The sequence below is a fragment of the Mycobacterium sp. E1214 genome, assembly GCF_001666755.1.
Lineage (GTDB): Bacteria > Actinomycetota > Actinomycetes > Mycobacteriales > Mycobacteriaceae > Mycobacterium.
The window spans coordinates 38239-54222 of record NZ_LZJC01000005.1; the positions used below are offsets into that span (position 1 = coordinate 38239).

Here is a 15984-nt window from a genome sequence, read left to right on the forward strand (position 1 = left end):
GCGCCAGCACGTTGACCGCGCGCTGGTGGTGGCGAGCACGCCGCGGTTGGTGCGCCGCGCCGTCGTGCCGGCGTCCGCGGCGTTGCCCCGGGCGTTCCAGCGCGCGGGTGAGCAGCCGGTAGTCGCGGGTCACCCGGTGCCAGGCGTCCTCGTAGGCCGACGGCGTGTCGTCGACGATGGCGTCGACGGCGGCGGCCGCCTGCTTGAGCGCCAGGCTGATCCCCTCGCCGGTCAGCGCGTCCTCGTAGCCGGCCGCGTCGCCCACCAGGAGCACCCGCCCGGCGACCCGGCGCGAGACGGTCTGCCGCAGCGGGCCGCACCCGCGGGGCTGCGACGAATTGGCGTGGCGCAACCGACCCGCAAGGTCGGGAAACCACGCCAGCTCCGGCCGCCCACGGGACAGGATCGCGACACCCACCAGCTCCGGTTCCACCGGCGTCACGTACGCCTCGCCCCAGCGGGACCAGTGCACCTCGACGAACTCCGACCACGCCGGGACGCGGTAATGCCAACGGACGCCGTAACGGCGCGGCGCGCCCGCGCGCGCCGCGATGCCGACCGCGCGGCGGACCGGGGAGTGCAGCCCGTCCGCGGCCACCAACCATTTCACGCGCACCCCGGCGGCCGCGACCCCGTGCGCGTCCTGCTCGACGTGGGTCACCTTGGCCCGCAGCCAGTCGGTGTCCTGCTCCTTGGCCCGCGCCGCCAGCGCCGCGTGCAAGGTGGTGCGGCGCACGCCGCGTCCCGGCCCGGCGCCGAAGCGGGCCTCGGCCCGGCGCCGCTCGTCGACGTAGGCGATCCCGCGGAAGGGCATGCCGGCCGGGTCCACGCCGAGCGACGTCAGCTCGGCCAGGCCGCCGGGCATCAGCCCCTCGCCGCACGCCTTGTCGATGGGCCCCTCGCGTGGCTCGGCCACGATGACCGAAAGCCCTTGGCGGCGAGCGTGTAACGCGGTCGCCAGGCCTCCCGGACCGCCGCCCACGACCAGCAGGTCCGCGTCGAAATCGCTCACGCGTAACCCAGGGCCGAATTCTCCACGCGCAACCGCTCCCGCAGCAGTAAGGCGTTGGCGAGCGTGAACAGCACCGCGGTGAGCCACGCCGTGTGCACCAACGGCAGCGCGATGCCCTCGACGACCACCGCGACGTAGTTCGGGTGGTGCAGCCACCGGTACGGGCCGAGCCGCACCAGCGGCGTCTGCGGCAAGACGATCACCCGGGTGTTCCACCGCCGGCCCAGCGTCGCGATGCACCACCAGCGCAGCCCCTGGCACAGCGCCACCACCGCCAGCATCGGCCAGCCCAGCCACGCCAGGAATGGCCGGTGCAGCGCCCACGGCTCGACCAGGCAGCCGACCAGCAACGCGCTGTGGATGATCACCATCACCGGGTAGTGCGATCGACCGAATTCCTTGGCGCCCTGAGCGAACGACCAGCGGGCGTTGCGGGTGGACACCACCAGCTCCAGCACGCGTTCCAGCGCGACCGCCAGGACCAGCAGGTAGTACATGGCGTGATTCTCCCTTAACCGAGGGTTGGCGGCCTACCAGGCCAGCAGGACGAGTTCGGAGCAGAAGGCGGGCCCCATCGCGATCATCAGGCCCAACGAACCGGGCGGCGGCGGGTCGGCCATGTTGGCACGAAGCACGTCGAGCACCGACACCGACGACAGGTTCCCGTTGTTGCGCAACGAGTTCCGGGTGTGGTCGAGGGCGTGGACGGGCAGGTCCAGCACCGTCTCGACCGCCTCGATCACTCGCGGGCCGCCGGGGTGGCAGACCCACGTCGTCACGTCGCGCGGCGTCAGGCCGTGATCGGCGAGGAACACCCGCACGTCGTCGCCGAGGTATTTCTCGGCGATGGTCGCGACGTCGGCGGACAGCACGACCCGGAAGCCGTCGCCGCCGATCTTCCACCCCATCACGTCTTCGGTGTCGGGGTAGATGCGGCTGCGGGTGGCCAGCACCTGCGGACCGCTGCGCTCGGCCCCGGCGCGGTGCGCGCCCTCGGCGACGACGGCCGCCGCGCCGTCCCCGAAGAGGCTGGTGGCGACGAGGTTGGCCACCGAGCTGTCCTGCCGCTGGATGGTCAGCGAGCACAGCTCGACCGCGAGCAGCGCGGCCGCCTGATCGGGGAACGCCCGCAGGTAGTCGTGCATGCGGGCCACCCCGGCCGCACCCGCCACGCAGCCCAGCCCGAACAGGGGAACGCGCTTGACGTCGGGCCGCAGGCCGACCCGGGTCGCCAGCCGCGCCTCGAGCGTCGGCACCGTCACCCCGGTGACCGTCGTCGAGAACACGATGTCGATCTCCGACGGCTTGACCTTCGCCTCGTCCAGCACCGCCAGCAGCGCCCGCTCGCCGAGGTCCAGGGCCACCTCGAGGTAGGCCTCGTTGGCCTCGGTGAAGCCGTCGAGTTCGCTGTAGCGGGACAGCTGCAGCGCCGTGTTACGGAATTCGACCCCGCTGCTGAGGGCGAAGCGGCGAAACTCCGGGCCGGCGATGTCGGTCAGCGCGCCGATGGCCTCGGACTGCGTGTACCGGTTCGGCGGAAACGTCACCGCGACACCGGAAATGCACGGGTCGGTGGTGGTGGCGGCCAGGTTCGCCGGGCGCGACGCGTCGGCCCTCGCAGTGTTGTCCATTCGTTGGTCACGGCGCCGCCCCGTTATCGGTTCAAACCGGGTGGGGTCTTGGCTAGAGTCGGGTTATGCAGGTTCTGGTCACCGGCGCCACCGCCCACGTGGGATCGCGCCTGGTCACGACCCTGCCGGCGGGCGGGCGCCGCGTGGTGGCGGCCAGCCGAGACCCCGCCCGGCCCCGCCGCTTCGGCTGGTCCGCCGACATCGCACCGGTGGCCCTGGACGCGTCCGACCCGGCGTCGCTGCGCGCCGCGTTCGCCGTCGCCGGCCGGGCCGGAGCGCTTCGAACCGGCCTCGACATCCCGATTGCCCCGACCCCGAAGGTGCGTCCCGCATGAGCCAGTCCACCGTCCCGTCCACCGCCCCCAGCCCGCCGCGCACCAGCGTCGTCGCCGAATGGCGCAAGGCCCTCACCAACGTCGCCGCGTTGCACAACGAGGCGCCCGGGCTGGTGCGGCGCCGCCGCGTCATCGTGGCGCTGACGCTGGTGGTCGGCGCCGCGGTGCTGGGGTTCTCGCTGCGCCGGCACCCGGGGGAGTCGAGCTTCTACTGGCTGACCCTGGCGCTGGCCGGGGTATGGGTCGTCGGCGGCCTGAGCTCGGGCCCGCTACACCTCGGCGGGATCTGCTGGCGGGGCCGCAACCAGCGGCCGGTGTTCACCGGGATCGCCGTCGGCCTGCTGGTCGGCGGCGCCTTCGTGGTGGGCGGCCTGGTCGCCCGCGAGATTCCGCCCGTCGCGGCGCTGATTACCCGCGTACTGCTCTACGCCCACCACGGGTCCTACCCGCTGATCGTGGCGATCACCGTCATCAACGCCCTGGCCGAGGAAATCTTCTTTCGCGGCGCGCTGTACACGGCGCTGGCCCGCTATCACCCGGTGGTCATCTCGACCGTGCTCTACACCGCCGCGACCATGGCCAGCGGCAACCCGATGCTCGGGTTCGCCGCGGTGATCCTGGGGACGGTGTGCGCGCTGGAGCGCCGGGCCAGCGGCGGCGTGCTCGCCCCGATGCTGACGCACTTCGTGTGGGGCCTGATCATGGTGCTCGTGCTGCCGCCGATGTTCGGCGTCTAGACCCTTACCGGTCGGGCAGCCCCACGACCTCGCGGGCCAGCGCGCCGAGCGCGGCGGTCCACAGCGGCCAGACGGCCAGTCGGTAGGCGCGGCCCACGATGCCGGTGGGGAAGAAGATGCCGCGCTGCGTGTAGGTGCTGCCGCCACCGTCGCGGGGTTCGACGGTGATGTCCACCCAGGCGCGGCAGGGCAGTTTCGACGCCGAGCGTAGACGCAACGCGGCGCCCGGTTCCCGCTCCACGACGCTCCACCCGCCCAGCGGCAGCCGCCGCCGCCACCGGTCCGCGGTCGCGGCCCGCTCGGCGGCCTTCCAGACGGCGTCCGGGTCGTCGGCGCTGGTCGCGGTGCGGACGTCGTCGAACACCACCTCACCGGCCCAGTCCGGGTCGGTGGGCAGCGGTTCGGCCGGCTCGGAGCGCAGCGACGACCAGGTGGCGTCGGGGAGTCCGCGCGCCGCCCGGTCCAACGCCAACTCGACCGAGCGCCGGTAGCCGATGAGGCCGCCCCGCGGCCGTTCGATGAAGCCGTCGATGTCCCAGTTGCGCATCACCGCATCGCATTCCAGCGATTCGATCAGCGGCCGCGCCAGCCCCGGCGGGATCGGGGTGACCGCCCCGATCCAGAGGCTGGCGATGGTCGGTGTGAGGAACGGCAGCACGATCAGGCGCCGTCTGCCCAGGCCGGCGACATCGGCGTAGACCTGCATCATGTCGCCGTACTCCAGCACGTCGGGCCCGCCGATGTCCCAGGTGCGCGAGGCGTGCTTGCCGGGCAGGGGCGCGGTCGCCGCGGCGGCCAGGTAGTGCAGCACGTCGCGGACCGCGATCGGCTGGATGCGGTTGTGCACCCACTTCGGCGTGGTCATCACCGGCAGCCGGTCGGTGAGGTGGCGGATCATCTCGAACGACGCCGAGCCGGAGCCGATGACGACGCCGGCCTGCAACACCACGGTCTCGATACCGGACTCGATGAGCGTCTCGCCGACGGCCGCGCGCGAGGAGAGATGCGGCGAGAGTTCGGTGCCCTCCGGGTGCAGGCCGCTGAGGTAGACCACCCGCCGCACCCCGGCGCTGCGGGCCGCCGTCACGACGTTGCATGCCGAGCGGCTCTCCTCGACGGCGAAGTCCTTGGACGTGCCCATGGAATGCACCAGGTAGTAGACGACGTCGACGCCGTCGAACGCGGCGGTCAGCGAGTCGACGTCGCCGAGGTCGCCGCGCGCCACCTCGACCTGATCGCGCCAGGGAACGTCGGCGAGCTTGTCGGGATTGCGCGCCAGCGCGCGCACCCGGTGCCCCGCGTCCAACAGCCGCGGCACCAGGCGGCCACCGATGTAGCCGGTCGCTCCCGTCACCAGACAGCGCACTTGCTCCGTCATCGCTTCCCCCGTCCTCGTCAGCGATTCGGAGCTGACCCGGACAGGGATTGCCGGAACCGGGGGGTGTTAAGCCCCAGATGCCGAAATAGCTTGCCGGCGCTCAGCGGTCGGTGAAGCGCGCGGGCCGGCGCTCCTGGAAGGCGACGGCGCCCTCGACGAAGTCGTGTGACTTCAAAAGCACCGACTGCCCGTCGAATTCGCGCTGCAGCGCCGCGTCCAGCTCGCTGAGCGTGGCCGCGTTGATCGCGAGTTTGGTCTTGGCGAACGCCGCGGCCGGGCCCGCCAGCAGCCGCGCGATCACCGCGTCGACCTCGGCGTCGAAGTGACCGGCCGGGTAGACGGCGGTGACGAGCCCCCAGGCCAACGCGTCCGCCGCGGGCAACCGCTCGGGCAGCAACGCCATCTGCATGGCCCGAATCCGGCCGATCGCGGCCGCGACCAACGCCGACGCGCCGCCGTCGGGCATCAGCCCGATCTTGGTGAAGGCGAGCATGAAAAACGCGTTCTCCGAGGCCAACACGATGTCGCACGCCAACGCGACCGAAACCCCGACGCCGGCGGCCGGGCCCTGCACCACGGCGACGACCGGCCGCGGCAGCGCGACGATGGCCCGCACCAGCCGGTTGATCTCGGAGATGATCTCGTCGGGCGGGACGCCGCCACCGTCGGAGACGTCCGCGGCGCTGATACCGGCGCCGCTGCTGAAGCCGCGCCCGGCCCCGCCGACGCGTACCACCCGCACCTCGGGATCGTCGGCCGCGCGTTCCAGCGCGTCGGCGATGCCGGTGATCACCGGGACGGTCAGCGAGTTGAGGCTGTCGGGACGGTTGATGGTCACCGACAGCACGCCGTCGGTCAGCGTGACGTCGAGGCCAGCGACGGGGGCGAGGGTGGCGATCGCGGAGGTGGGCATGGGCTCACTTTATGACTCCGGTGAGCGACCGGGCTGCGCGGCCGTGCGCGGCGGCTGCGAAGATGCGATCAACCGGTTGTGTGAATCGCCGGGCGTCAAAGCGGACGAAAGGTCGGTGGGTCGTGGCTGGACCGTTGAAGGGACTGCGAGTAGTCGAGTTGGCCGGCATCGGGCCGGGCCCGCACGCCGCGATGATCCTCGGGGATCTGGGCGCGGACGTGGTGCGCATCGACCGGCCGTCGGTGAATCCCGCTGGGGCGGTGCGGGATACGACCAACCGCAACCGGCGCATCGTGGCCGCCGACCTGAAGTCCGACGAGGGCCGCAAGCTGGTGCTCGACCTGATCGCGAAGGCCGACGTCCTGATCGAGGGGTACCGGCCCGGGGTGACCGAGCGGCTGGGACTGGGTCCCGAGGACACCGCGAAAGTCAACGACCGGCTGATCTACGCCCGGATGACGGGCTGGGGACAGACCGGCCCGCGCAGCCAGCAGGCCGGCCACGACATCAACTACATCTCGCTCAACGGCGTGCTGCACTCGATCGGCCGGGCGGGCGAGCGGCCGGTGCCGCCGCTGAACCTGACCGGCGACTTCGGCGGCGGCTCGATGTTCCTGTTGGTCGGCATCCTGGCGGCGCTGTGGGAGCGGCAGAGCTCGGGCAAGGGGCAGGTGGTCGACGCCGCCATGGTTGACGGGTCCAGCGTGCTGGCCCAGATGATCTGGCACTTCCGCGGGACGGGCCTGTGGACCGACGCCCGGGGCACCAACATGCTCGACGGCGGCGCGCCCTATTACGACACCTACGAGTGCGCCGACGGCCGTTACGTCGCGGTCGGCGCCATCGAGCCGCAGTTTTACGCGGCCCTGCTGGCGGGGCTGGGGCTGGACGGCGCCGACCTGCCCGCCCAGAACGACGCGGGTCGCTGGCCCGAGCTGCGCGCGGCGTTCACCGAGGCGTTCGCCGCCCACGACCGCGATCACTGGGCCAAGGTCTTCGCCGACTCCGACGCCTGCGTCACACCGGTGCTGGCCTTCGGCGAGGTGCACACCGAGCCGCACAACACCGAGCGCGGCACCTTCTACGACGTCGACGGCAACCTGCAGCCGCGGCCGGCGCCGCGGTTCTCGCGCACCGCGCCCGATACGCCCCGCCCGGCGGTCACGGTGCCCGACGGCGCGGCCGTCCTCGCGGACTGGGTATAGTCCCCAACCAACCAGTTGGCTGGACCGTCCGGCCAACGCCCCACCGATCTAGGAACCGGAAGGATTTGCATGGAGATCAAGGACGCCGTCGCCGTCGTCACCGGGGGTGCCTCGGGTCTGGGCCTTGCCACCACGAAGCGGCTGCTCGACCGCGGTGCCCAGGTGGTGGTGATCGACCTGCGCGGCGAGGAAGCGGTCCGCGAGCTCGGTGACCGCGCCCGCTTCGTCGAGGCCGACGTCACCGATGAGGCGGCCGTCGGCAAGGCGCTGGACACCGCGGAGTCGATGGGCACGCTACGGATCAACGTCAACTGCGCGGGCATCGGTAACGCCATCAAGACGCTGTCCAAGGACGGGCCGTTTCCCCTGGACGCCTTCAAGAAAGTCGTCGGGGTCAACCTGATCGGCACCTTCAACGTGCTGCGCCTGGCCGCCGAGCGCATCGCCCGCTCCGAGCCCATCGGGGAAGAGCGGGGCGTCATCATCAACACCGCGTCGGTCGCCGCATTCGAGGGGCAGATCGGCCAGGCCGCTTACTCGGCGTCCAAGGGCGGCGTGGTCGGGATGACGCTGCCGATCGCCCGCGACCTGTCCCGCGAGCTGATCCGCGTGGTCACGATCGCGCCCGGGCTGTTCAAGACGCCGCTGCTCGGTTCGCTGCCCGAGGAGGCGCAGGCGTCGCTGGGCAAGCAGGTGCCGCACCCGGCGCGCCTCGGCGACCCGGACGAGTACGGGGCGCTGGCCGTCCACATCGTCGAGAACCCGATGCTCAACGGCGAGGTGATCCGCCTCGACGGCGCCATCCGGATGGCGCCGCGGTAGGCGCACCCCAGGCATACGAAAGCCCCCCGCGCGAAGCGGGGGGCTTTCGTCGTAGTCAGGCCGGGCGGGCTAGCGCCGGAACCACCGGCTGACGTTGGGCTCGGCCATCAAGAGGCGGGCAAGCATGCTCATGGTGTCTCCTTAGCTCGCGGTGGGCAGAGGCCACTCGTCGAATTGCTCGGAGGTCTCACCTTCCACCAAGACGTCGCCGTGGTAGAGGGCCTCGAAATCAACTTTGATTACATCGGCACTTGCGTCGTCGATCCACATGACACTGAGCGTATGGGCCACCTCTAAGGATTCTTTGAGTCACGATTCGGAAAATCGTGGCAATTTACCGGCGGGTAGGTTGACACGGGCTTCTGCGGCCTTACAGGGCCTTGACCTGCTCAATCGCCCCACATTTTTCTTCCCGGATTCTTATCGTCGGGGTGGTTTAGAAAACGCCGGTGAACCAAACGCCGCCCGATTTCGTCGTCCCCGGAAGACGCTGTTTGACACCTGTGCGTTAGCGTCGTCACGTTGTCGCCGGACGCGCGCGGGCCGCGGCACGCGCACCGGCGCGAAGGGGTTCACATGCTGCAGGGCATCGCACGAGCGGCCATCGCCGCGCCGCGCCGCATCGTGGCCGTCGGCGTCGGCGTCTTCATCGCCGCCGCCGTCTTCGGTATCCCCGTCGCCAAGAGCCTGTCCGCCGGGGGTTTCCAGGATCCCCACTCCGAGTCCGCGCAGGCCATCGACGTGCTCACCAGCAAGTTCGGGCAAAGCGGCCAGCAGATGCTGATCCTGGTGACGGCCCCCGGTGGCGTCGGCAGCGATCAGGCGCGCGCGGTCGCGACGGACCTCGTCGGCGCGCTGCGGGGGTCGCCGCTGGTCTACAACGCCACCTCGCCGTGGGGTCCGCCCGGCGTGACGCCGTCGGGAGACCTGGTCAGCCGGGACGGCAAGTCCGGCCTGATCGTGGTCAACCTCAAGGGCGGCGAGAACAACGCGCAGCGCAACGCCCAGACGGTGGCGGACGAGTTCGTACACGACCGCGACGGCGTCAGCGTCCGCGCCGGCGGCGCGGCGATGCAGTACGCCCAGATCAACACGCAGAACCAAGACGACCTGCTCGTCATGGAAGTGATCGCCATCCCGCTGAGCTTTTTGGTGCTGGTGTGGGTGTTCGGCGGCCTGTTGGCCGCCGCGTTGCCGATGGCCCTCGGCGGATTGGCCGTGGTGGGCTCCATGTCGGTGTTGCGGCTGGTCACCTTCAGCACCGAGGTGTCGATCTTCGCCCTGAACCTGAGCACCGCGCTGGGCCTGGCCCTGGCCGTCGACTACACGCTGTTGATCGTCAGCCGCTACCGCGACGAGCTGGCCGGGGGCAGCGCGCCCCACGAGGCGCTGATCCGCACGATGTCCACCGCCGGGCGCACCGTGCTGTTCTCCGCGGTGACGGTCGCGCTGTCGATGTCGGCCACCGCGCTGTTCCCCATGTACTTCCTCAAGTCGTTCGCCTACGCCGGGGTGGCGACGGTGGCCTTCGTCGCCACCGCGTCGATCGTGCTCACCCCGGCCGCGATCGTGCTGCTCGGTCCGCGTCTCGACGCCTTCGACGTGCGCCGGCTGCTGCGGCGCCTGCTGGGCCGCCCCGCGCCGGCGCGCCGGCCCGTCGAGCGGCAGTTCTGGTACCGGTCCAGTAAGTACGTGATGCGGCACTGGCTGCCGATCGGTGTCGCCGTCGTCGCCCTGCTGGTCCTGCTCGGGCTGCCGTTCACGAGGGTCAAGTGGGGTTTCCCCGACGACCGGGTGCTGCCGCAGTCCTCGTCGTCGCATCAGGTCGGGGACGCGTTGCGCGACGGCTTCGCCAACGACTCGGCGACCGCCGTGCCGATCGTCGTCCCCGACGCCCGCAACCTGGACCCCGCGGCGCTGGATGGCTACGCCGCCGCCCTGTCGCGTGTGCCCGACGTGTCGGCGGTGACGGCACCCGCCGGCACGTTCGTCAACGGCCAGCGGGTGGGCCCGCCGGCGGGGGCCGCCGGGCTGGCCGACGGCAGCGCGTTCCTCACGGTGAACAGCACGGCGCCGCTGTTCAGCCGGCCCTCCGACACGCAGCTCGCCCGGCTGCATCAGGTGCCGGGCCCCGACGGGCGGACCGTCGCGATGGCCGGGGTCGCGCAGGTCAACCGCGACAGCGTCGACGCCGTGACCGATCGGCTTCCGTTGGTGCTGGGGTTGATGGCGGCCATCACCTTCGTCCTGCTCTTCTTGCTGACCGGCAGCGTGGTCCTGCCGGTCAAGGCGCTGATCTGCAACGTCTTGTCGCTGACCGCGGCCTTCGGCGCGCTGGTGTGGATCTTCCAGGACGGCCACCTGGGCGCGCTCGGGACGACGCCCAGCGGCACCCTGGTGGCGAACATGCCGGTCCTGCTGTTCTGCATCGCGTTCGGGCTGTCGATGGACTACGAGGTCTTCCTCATGTCCCGGATCCGCGAGTACTGGCTGCAGTACCGGCCGGCGAGTGCCACCGCCCGGCAAGCGCACGCCGCCAACGACGAGGCCGTCGCGCACGGCGTGGCCCGCACCGGCCGGGTGATCACCGCGGCCGCGCTGGTCATGTCGATGTCGTTCGCCGCGCTGATCGCCGCGCACGTGTCGTTCATGCGGATGTTCGGTCTCGGCCTGACGCTCGCGGTCGCCGCCGACGCGACGCTGGTGCGGATGGTTCTGGTGCCGGCGTTCATGCACGTGATGGGCCGGTGGAACTGGTGGGCGCCGGGCCCGCTGCGGTGGCTGCACGAGCGCCTCGGCATCAGCGAGGGGCCGACCGCCGAGCCGCGCCCCGTCGCGCCGCCCGACGACACGTACAACGGCCGGCCCGTCACAGAGCCGGTGACCAACGTCGGCTGATTGCACCGCGCGGCACTATGGACTCCAGCGGGGGAGTCCTAGCGGGGGCGCCCACCCGACCGGAAGGCGCTCACGCATGACCACGGCGATCGACAACCCGTTCTTCGCGCGGATCTGGCCCGTCGTCGCCACCCACGAGGCGCACGCGGTGCGCGCCATGCGGCGGGAGAACCTCGCCGGGCTCTCGGGCCGGGTGCTCGAGGTCGGGGCCGGCGTCGGCACCAACTTCGCCCTCTATCCGCCGGCGGTCGATCAGGTGATCGCGGTCGAGCCTGAGCGGCGGCTGGCGGCGCAGGCACGCGCCGCCGCCGCGGCCGCGCCCGTCCCGGTCTCGGTGGCGGGCGCGACAGCGGAGGAATTCCGCGGCGACGAGCCGTTCGACGCCGTGGTGTGCTCGCTGGTGCTGTGCTCGGTGCGCGACCCGGGCGGGGTCCTGCGGCACCTGTATTCGGTGCTGCGACCGGGCGGGGAGCTGCGGTACCTCGAGCACGTGGCCAGCCCCGGCATGCGGGGCCGCCTGCAGCGCTTCGCCGACGCCACGCTGTGGCCCCGGCTGTTCGGCAACTGCCACACCCACCGCGACACCCAGCGCGCGATCGTGGCGGCGGGATTCGACGTGGCCACCTCTCGGCGGGAGTGGACCCTGCCGGCGTGGCTGCCGATGCCGGTCTCGGAGCTGCTGATTGGGCGCGCGCGGCGGCCCGACTAGGCGCGGCCGGCGGCCAGCAGGTCCGGCAGGCGGTGCAGCAGGCCGGGCAACGCCTGGCTCGCCGTTTCGCGGATGCTCAGGGTGGCGCTCGCCGACAGCGGCGTCTCCTCGGGGTTGACCTCGATGACGGCGGTGCCGCGCATCAGCGCCCGCTCGGCCAGCCCGGCCGCCGGGTAGACGATGGCCGACGTCCCCACCACCACCATCACGTCGGCGGCCTCGGTCGCCGCGACGGCGCTCCGCCACGGCCCCTCGGGCAACGGCTCCCCGAACCACACGATGTCGGGCCGGATCAGGCCGCCGCACCCACACACCGGCGGCTCGACCTCCAACGCCGGTTCGGCCATCGCGGGCAGCTCGGCGGTGTAGGGCAGACCGCAACGCGCGCAACGGAATTCGAAGAGGCTGCCGTGCAGGTGGTGCACCGAGGTGCTGCCGGCCCGCTCGTGCAGGTCGTCCACGTTCTGCGTGATCACGCTGACGTCGGCGAGGTCCTCCCAGGCGGCGATGGCGCGGTGGCCGTCGTTGGGTGCCACGTCGGCCACCAGGTAGTGCCGCCACAGATACCAGCCCCACACCCGCTGCGGATTGTCGCGCCAGCCCCGGGTGCTGGACAGCTCGTAGGGGTCGAAGCGGGCCCACAAGCCGTTCTTGTCGTCGCGGAACGTCGGCACGCCGCTCTCCGCGGAGATGCCCGCGCCGCTGAGCACCGCTACTCGCATCCTCCCAACATAGTCGCGGGTTAGGGGAATACTGGAGTCGTGGAATTGGGCGACTGGCTGCGGGTCGACATGAAGGCGGGCAAACCGCTGTTCGACCAGCTGCGCACGCAAGTGATCGACGGGGTGCGCGAGGGCGCGCTGCCGCCCGGCACCCGGCTGCCGACCGTGCGCGAACTGGCCGGCCAGCTCGGCGTCGCCGTCAACACCGTGGCCCGGGCTTACCGCGAGCTCGAGACCGCCGCCATCATCGAAACCCGGGGCCGTTTCGGCACTTTCGTCGCCCGCTACGACCCCACCGACGCCGCGATGGCGGCGGCCGCCCGCGAGTACGTCCGGGTGGCGCGCAGCCTCGGTTTGGACAAAGCCGACGCGCTGCGCTACATCGAATCCGTTCCCGACGAGTGAGCCGGCGCCCCGGGCGTCAGCGCAGCACCTTGTTCAGCGTGCGCAGGTTGCGGGTCGTGGTCGAGGACCTGTAGCGGGCCTTGCCCATGGTCTTGCCGAGGGTGCTGTCGAGGGTGTTGCCCTTGCGGACCTGCCAGTACAGCACCCCGTCGCCCCGGGCGACGCGCTCGTCGGCGCCCGGGTCCAGCGCGGCCAGCTCGTCGAGGACCGCGGCGTCGGCGACGAACGTCACGTAGGAGTGGTAGCCGTCGACCTCCGGCTCGAACGGGTAGGCGTCCGCCACGGCGCGCACCGTGTCGAGGTCGTAGACCAGCACCCACGCCTCGTAGCCGAACCGGTCGCGCAGCGCGGTCTCGGCCCGCCTGCGGACCGCCGCGGCCGTCGCCGGGGAGTTGAGCACCACGTTGCCGGTCGCCAGGACGGTCCGCACGTCGGTGAAGCCGGCGTCGGTCAGCGCGGCCGCCACGGCGGCCATTTTCAGGTTCACGCCGCCGACGTTGACGCCGCGGAGAAAGGCTGCGTACTCGGTCATCCGCCGATTCCATCAGCCCGCGCCCGCGTGCGACTACGCTTTCGCCCATGGGACGCCAAGTCTTCGACGACAAGCTGTTGGCCTTGATCAGCGGCCACTCCCTGGGGGTGCTGGCCACGATCAAGCGCGACGGGCGCCCGCAGCTGTCCAACGTCAGCTACCACTTCGACCCGCGCAGCCTGGCAATCCAGGTGTCGGTCACCGAGCCGCGCGCCAAGACCCGAAACCTGCGCCGCGACCCGCGGGCCTCGCTGCTGGTCGACGCCGACGACGGCTGGTCGTACGCCGTGGCCGAGGGCACCGCCGAGCTGACGCCCCCGGCCGCCGCGCCGGACGACGACACCGTCGAGGCCCTGATCGCCTTGTACCGCAACATCGCCGGGGAACACCCGGACTGGGACGAATACCGCCAGGCGATGGTCACCGACCGCCGGGTGGTGCTGACGCTGCCGATCTCGCACCTGTACGGGATGCCGCCGGGGCTGCGTTGACGCCGGTCCGGCGGGCGGCGCCGGGTTAGGCTGCTGCCATGGCCGAATCGAAGTCGCCGCAGGGTTCCTCCGGGCGGGACGAGGACGACAACAAGCGCAAGTTCCGGGAGGCCCTCGACCGCAAGTTGGCGAAGTCCTCGGGCGGGTCCGACCACAAGGATGGTGCCGGTAAACAGCCGCGCGCCCACGGCCCGGTGGAGAACCGCCGCGAATTCCGCCGCAAGAGCGGCTGATCGATTCGGCAGCGACGCGCGAGCATCAGTCCCGCGGCGGTGCGAACAGGGCGATCGACGGATCGGCTTGATTCGGTTGGCCCCGCAGGCTTCCCCGAGTGCTCGGGTGCCCGAAGTCCACTCGGGACGGGTCGTTCTGGTATGCCCAGTCCGCCACGATGGTGCGTTGACGGAACTTCCAGCGGCCGCCGTGACGGGCGTACGTGTCGAGGTAGCGCCCGCCGATGACGACGTCAGCGTCGCGCTCGGGGCCGGCGAACGTGTGGAACACCAGGCAGTAGATCTCGCCGCGCGCCGTGTCGCCGTCGACCACGAAGTTTGTGGTGGTGATGTTGTGTTGGGAGACACGAACATACGGCTCCGCCGCCCGCAACCCTGCGATGAACTGCTCGACGCCGCCCGTCGAGAACGAGCCGTGCGCGTCGGTGGCGTCGGGGTGGTACAGGGCCCGCAGGCCGTCGTAGTCCGCGCGGTCGACGGCGCGGCAATAGGAGGTGACGAGGGCGTGCAGTTCGTCGCGATCCAGCATCAGCGCCAAGCGGGTCTGATCCACATCCACCACCACGTCACGATAGCGCCCGGGTTGGGTGAGTAGTCTCCCAAACAACGGCTCATCGGCTTTAGGGTTGTTCGCGGAAAGGTTGGTCGTCAACGGTGAAACTTTGGCTGGCTCAAGACCCCGAGGCCGACGCGCTGCTGGACGAGAATCCGTTGGCACTGCTCATCGGGATGGTTCTGGACCAGCAGGTGCCTTTCGAGACCGCCTTCGCCGGACCGAAGAAGATCGCCGACCGGATGGGCCGCTTCGGTGCTCACGAGATCGCCGAGTACGACCCGGACAAATTCGCCGCGTTGTGCTCGGAAAAGCCTGCGATACACCGCTTCCCGGGATCGATGGCCAAACGCATCCAGACCCTGGCCCAGATCGTCGTCGATCGTTATGACGGCGATGCCGCCGGCCTGTGGACGGCGGGCCAGCCCGACGGCAAGGAGCTGCTGCGGCGAATCAAGGGCCTGCCCGGTTTCGGCGAAGTCAAGGCGCAGATCTTTCTGGCGCTGCTGGGTAAGCAGTACGGCGTCGACGTCGAAGGCTGGCGCGCGGCGGCCGGGCAATTCGGCGAACCCGGCACGCACATCTCGGTCGCCGACATCGTCGACGCCCAGTCGATGGGCGCGGTGCGTTCCTACAAGAAGCAGATGAAGGCGGCGGCCAAAGCCGCGAAGTAATGGCTCCACCAATGCGCCACAGGTAGCTCCACAGATAGCTCCACAGATGAGGAAGGGCGACGACGTGAAGACACACATCACGTGTCCGTGCGGTGAGGCCATCGTCGGCAAGGACGAGGACGAACTGGTCGAGCTGACCCAGGCGCACCTGGCCGACGCGCATCCGGGCCTCGACTACGACCGCGACGCGATCCTGTTCATGGCCTACTGACGACGACGCGCGTGCCCCCTCGGGGACACGCGCGCTCGGCGCACCGCGGTGGCGGTCAGGGCACCACCGTGGAGCCGATCGTGGGCATGAATTGGCACTGCTTTTCCTTGGTGGTGACCTGACCGAAGATCGTCGACATGATGCTGCCCGAGCCGGTGTCGGCGATCGCGGTCAACGTGGTCGGGCCGTCACCGTTGATGTCGGTGCGCGGTGTCAACGCCACCGTTCCCGACTTGCCCGTGGTGAGGTTGACCCAGGTGACGTTCAGCGGCAGCTTCTGTACCTCGGCGGGGCCCGGGGTACCCACCGCGGTGAACACGTAGGCGGTCTGGCCCGGGCCCGGACCCGGCGTCGGGATCTTCGCCGGCCCGGCGACCGACAGCGCGGTCGCGATGGCGCTGGTGCCGTCGGCCAGGCAGTTGGTGCCGATCGAGGGATACATGAAGTCCTGCGTGGGCGGCGCGTCGGGACCGAAGCCCGGCGCGGCCGCCGGGGCGGCGCCCGGTGCCGGCGGGGACCTGGC

The 15984-nt window shown here is 71.1% G+C and carries 18 protein-coding genes and 3 pseudogenes; 11 read left to right on the forward strand and 10 right to left on the reverse strand.

The window, feature by feature from the left end; translation table 11 throughout:
* Positions 1 to 17 precede the first annotated feature (17 nt).
* From A5700_RS00480 to A5700_RS00490, 3 genes and pseudogenes are all read right to left on the reverse strand, one after another.
* Positions 18 to 1012: pseudogene (locus A5700_RS00480) on the reverse strand (NAD(P)/FAD-dependent oxidoreductase); the annotation flags it as partial.
* On the reverse strand, positions 1009 to 1509 hold the full coding sequence (locus A5700_RS00485; RefSeq protein ID WP_068074349.1) for an isoprenylcysteine carboxyl methyltransferase family protein: 501 nt from the start codon (positions 1507 to 1509) through the stop codon (positions 1009 to 1011). The pseudogene A5700_RS00480 and the gene A5700_RS00485, both read right to left, overlap by 4 nt.
* A gap of 33 nt (positions 1510 to 1542) precedes the next feature.
* The gene (locus A5700_RS00490; RefSeq protein ID WP_082960659.1) at positions 1543 to 2643 is read right to left on the reverse strand and encodes a type III polyketide synthase; all 1101 of its coding nucleotides are present in this window, start codon (positions 2641 to 2643) and stop codon (positions 1543 to 1545) included.
* Positions 2644 to 2708: 65 nt separating this feature from the next.
* On the opposite strand from A5700_RS00490, the pseudogene A5700_RS00495 reads away from it, so the two are divergent.
* Positions 2709 to 2909, forward strand: a pseudogene (locus A5700_RS00495) (NAD-dependent epimerase/dehydratase family protein); the annotation flags it as partial.
* A gap of 65 nt (positions 2910 to 2974) precedes the next feature.
* Positions 2975 to 3715: a CPBP family intramembrane glutamic endopeptidase gene (locus A5700_RS00500; RefSeq protein ID WP_068074345.1), complete on the forward strand. Its 741-nt coding sequence runs from the start codon at positions 2975 to 2977 to the stop codon at positions 3713 to 3715.
* Positions 3716 to 3719: 4 nt separating this feature from the next.
* Here the strand turns inward: A5700_RS00500 and A5700_RS00505 are convergent, their stop codons facing one another.
* Both A5700_RS00505 and A5700_RS00510 read right to left on the reverse strand, forming a co-directional pair.
* A complete protein-coding gene (locus A5700_RS00505; RefSeq protein WP_068074344.1) occupies positions 3720 to 5093 on the reverse strand; it encodes an NAD(P)H-binding protein in 1374 nt (457 codons plus the stop codon).
* 100 nt (positions 5094 to 5193) lie between these two features.
* Positions 5194 to 6006, reverse strand: coding sequence for an enoyl-CoA hydratase (locus A5700_RS00510; protein ID WP_068074342.1), 813 nt, complete (start codon positions 6004 to 6006; stop codon positions 5194 to 5196).
* 122 nt (positions 6007 to 6128) lie between these two features.
* Between A5700_RS00510 and A5700_RS00515 the strand changes: the two genes are divergently transcribed.
* Together A5700_RS00515 and A5700_RS00520 are read left to right on the forward strand one after the other, a co-directional pair.
* Positions 6129 to 7211 (forward strand): CaiB/BaiF CoA-transferase family protein, encoded by a 1083-nt coding sequence (locus tag A5700_RS00515; RefSeq protein WP_068074341.1) that lies wholly within the window; start codon positions 6129 to 6131, stop codon positions 7209 to 7211.
* Positions 7212 to 7280: 69 nt separating this feature from the next.
* On the forward strand, positions 7281 to 8033 hold the full coding sequence (locus tag A5700_RS00520) for a 3-hydroxyacyl-CoA dehydrogenase (protein WP_068074339.1): 753 nt from the start codon (positions 7281 to 7283) through the stop codon (positions 8031 to 8033).
* Between the two features lie 141 nt (positions 8034 to 8174).
* Here the strand turns inward: A5700_RS00520 and A5700_RS27165 are convergent, their stop codons facing one another.
* Positions 8175 to 8303, reverse strand: a complete 129-nt coding sequence (locus A5700_RS27165) for a hypothetical protein (protein ID WP_156670991.1) — start codon at positions 8301 to 8303, stop codon at positions 8175 to 8177.
* Between the two features lie 306 nt (positions 8304 to 8609).
* On the opposite strand from A5700_RS27165, the gene A5700_RS00525 reads away from it, so the two are divergent.
* Together A5700_RS00525 and A5700_RS00530 are read left to right on the forward strand one after the other, a co-directional pair.
* Positions 8610 to 10931: an MMPL family transporter gene (locus A5700_RS00525; RefSeq protein WP_068074355.1), complete on the forward strand. Its 2322-nt coding sequence runs from the start codon at positions 8610 to 8612 to the stop codon at positions 10929 to 10931.
* Positions 10932 to 11007: 76 nt separating this feature from the next.
* Positions 11008 to 11640 carry a class I SAM-dependent methyltransferase gene (locus A5700_RS00530; RefSeq protein ID WP_068074337.1) on the forward strand — a complete coding sequence of 211 codons (633 nt, stop codon included), beginning with the start codon at positions 11008 to 11010 and terminating at the stop codon, positions 11638 to 11640.
* Here the strand turns inward: A5700_RS00530 and A5700_RS00535 are convergent.
* The gene (locus A5700_RS00535; protein WP_068074334.1) at positions 11637 to 12362 is read right to left on the reverse strand and encodes an NAD-dependent deacylase; all 726 of its coding nucleotides are present in this window, start codon (positions 12360 to 12362) and stop codon (positions 11637 to 11639) included. The two genes, A5700_RS00530 and A5700_RS00535, sit on opposite strands and share 4 nt — an antisense overlap.
* A gap of 39 nt (positions 12363 to 12401) precedes the next feature.
* Between A5700_RS00535 and A5700_RS00540 the strand changes: the two genes are divergently transcribed.
* A complete protein-coding gene (locus A5700_RS00540) occupies positions 12402 to 12767 on the forward strand; it encodes a GntR family transcriptional regulator (protein WP_068074332.1) in 366 nt (121 codons plus the stop codon).
* Between the two features lie 16 nt (positions 12768 to 12783).
* Here the strand turns inward: A5700_RS00540 and A5700_RS00545 are convergent, their stop codons facing one another.
* Positions 12784 to 13299, reverse strand: a complete 516-nt coding sequence (locus A5700_RS00545; RefSeq protein WP_068074331.1) for a DUF1697 domain-containing protein — start codon at positions 13297 to 13299, stop codon at positions 12784 to 12786.
* Positions 13300 to 13346: 47 nt separating this feature from the next.
* On the opposite strand from A5700_RS00545, the gene A5700_RS00550 reads away from it, so the two are divergent.
* Positions 13347 to 13790: a PPOX class F420-dependent oxidoreductase gene (locus tag A5700_RS00550; RefSeq protein ID WP_068074329.1), complete on the forward strand. Its 444-nt coding sequence runs from the start codon at positions 13347 to 13349 to the stop codon at positions 13788 to 13790.
* A 38-nt stretch (positions 13791 to 13828) separates the two neighbouring features.
* Positions 13829 to 14023, forward strand: coding sequence for a DUF5302 domain-containing protein (locus A5700_RS00555; protein WP_068074327.1), 195 nt, complete (start codon positions 13829 to 13831; stop codon positions 14021 to 14023).
* Positions 14024 to 14048: 25 nt separating this feature from the next.
* Here the strand turns inward: A5700_RS00555 and A5700_RS00560 are convergent, their stop codons facing one another.
* Positions 14049 to 14552, reverse strand: a complete 504-nt coding sequence (locus A5700_RS00560; RefSeq protein ID WP_369828194.1) for a nuclear transport factor 2 family protein — start codon at positions 14550 to 14552, stop codon at positions 14049 to 14051.
* 125 nt (positions 14553 to 14677) lie between these two features.
* Here A5700_RS00560 and A5700_RS00565 point away from each other — a divergent pair, with 125 nt between their 5' ends.
* Positions 14678 to 15250 (forward strand): HhH-GPD-type base excision DNA repair protein, encoded by a 573-nt coding sequence (locus A5700_RS00565; RefSeq protein WP_068074325.1) that lies wholly within the window; start codon positions 14678 to 14680, stop codon positions 15248 to 15250.
* A gap of 64 nt (positions 15251 to 15314) precedes the next feature.
* Positions 15315 to 15461: a DUF1059 domain-containing protein gene (locus A5700_RS00570; RefSeq protein ID WP_068074351.1), complete on the forward strand. Its 147-nt coding sequence runs from the start codon at positions 15315 to 15317 to the stop codon at positions 15459 to 15461.
* Between the two features lie 55 nt (positions 15462 to 15516).
* Here A5700_RS00570 and A5700_RS00575 read toward each other — a convergent pair.
* A pseudogene (locus tag A5700_RS00575) lies at positions 15517 to 15984 on the reverse strand (hypothetical protein); the annotation flags it as partial.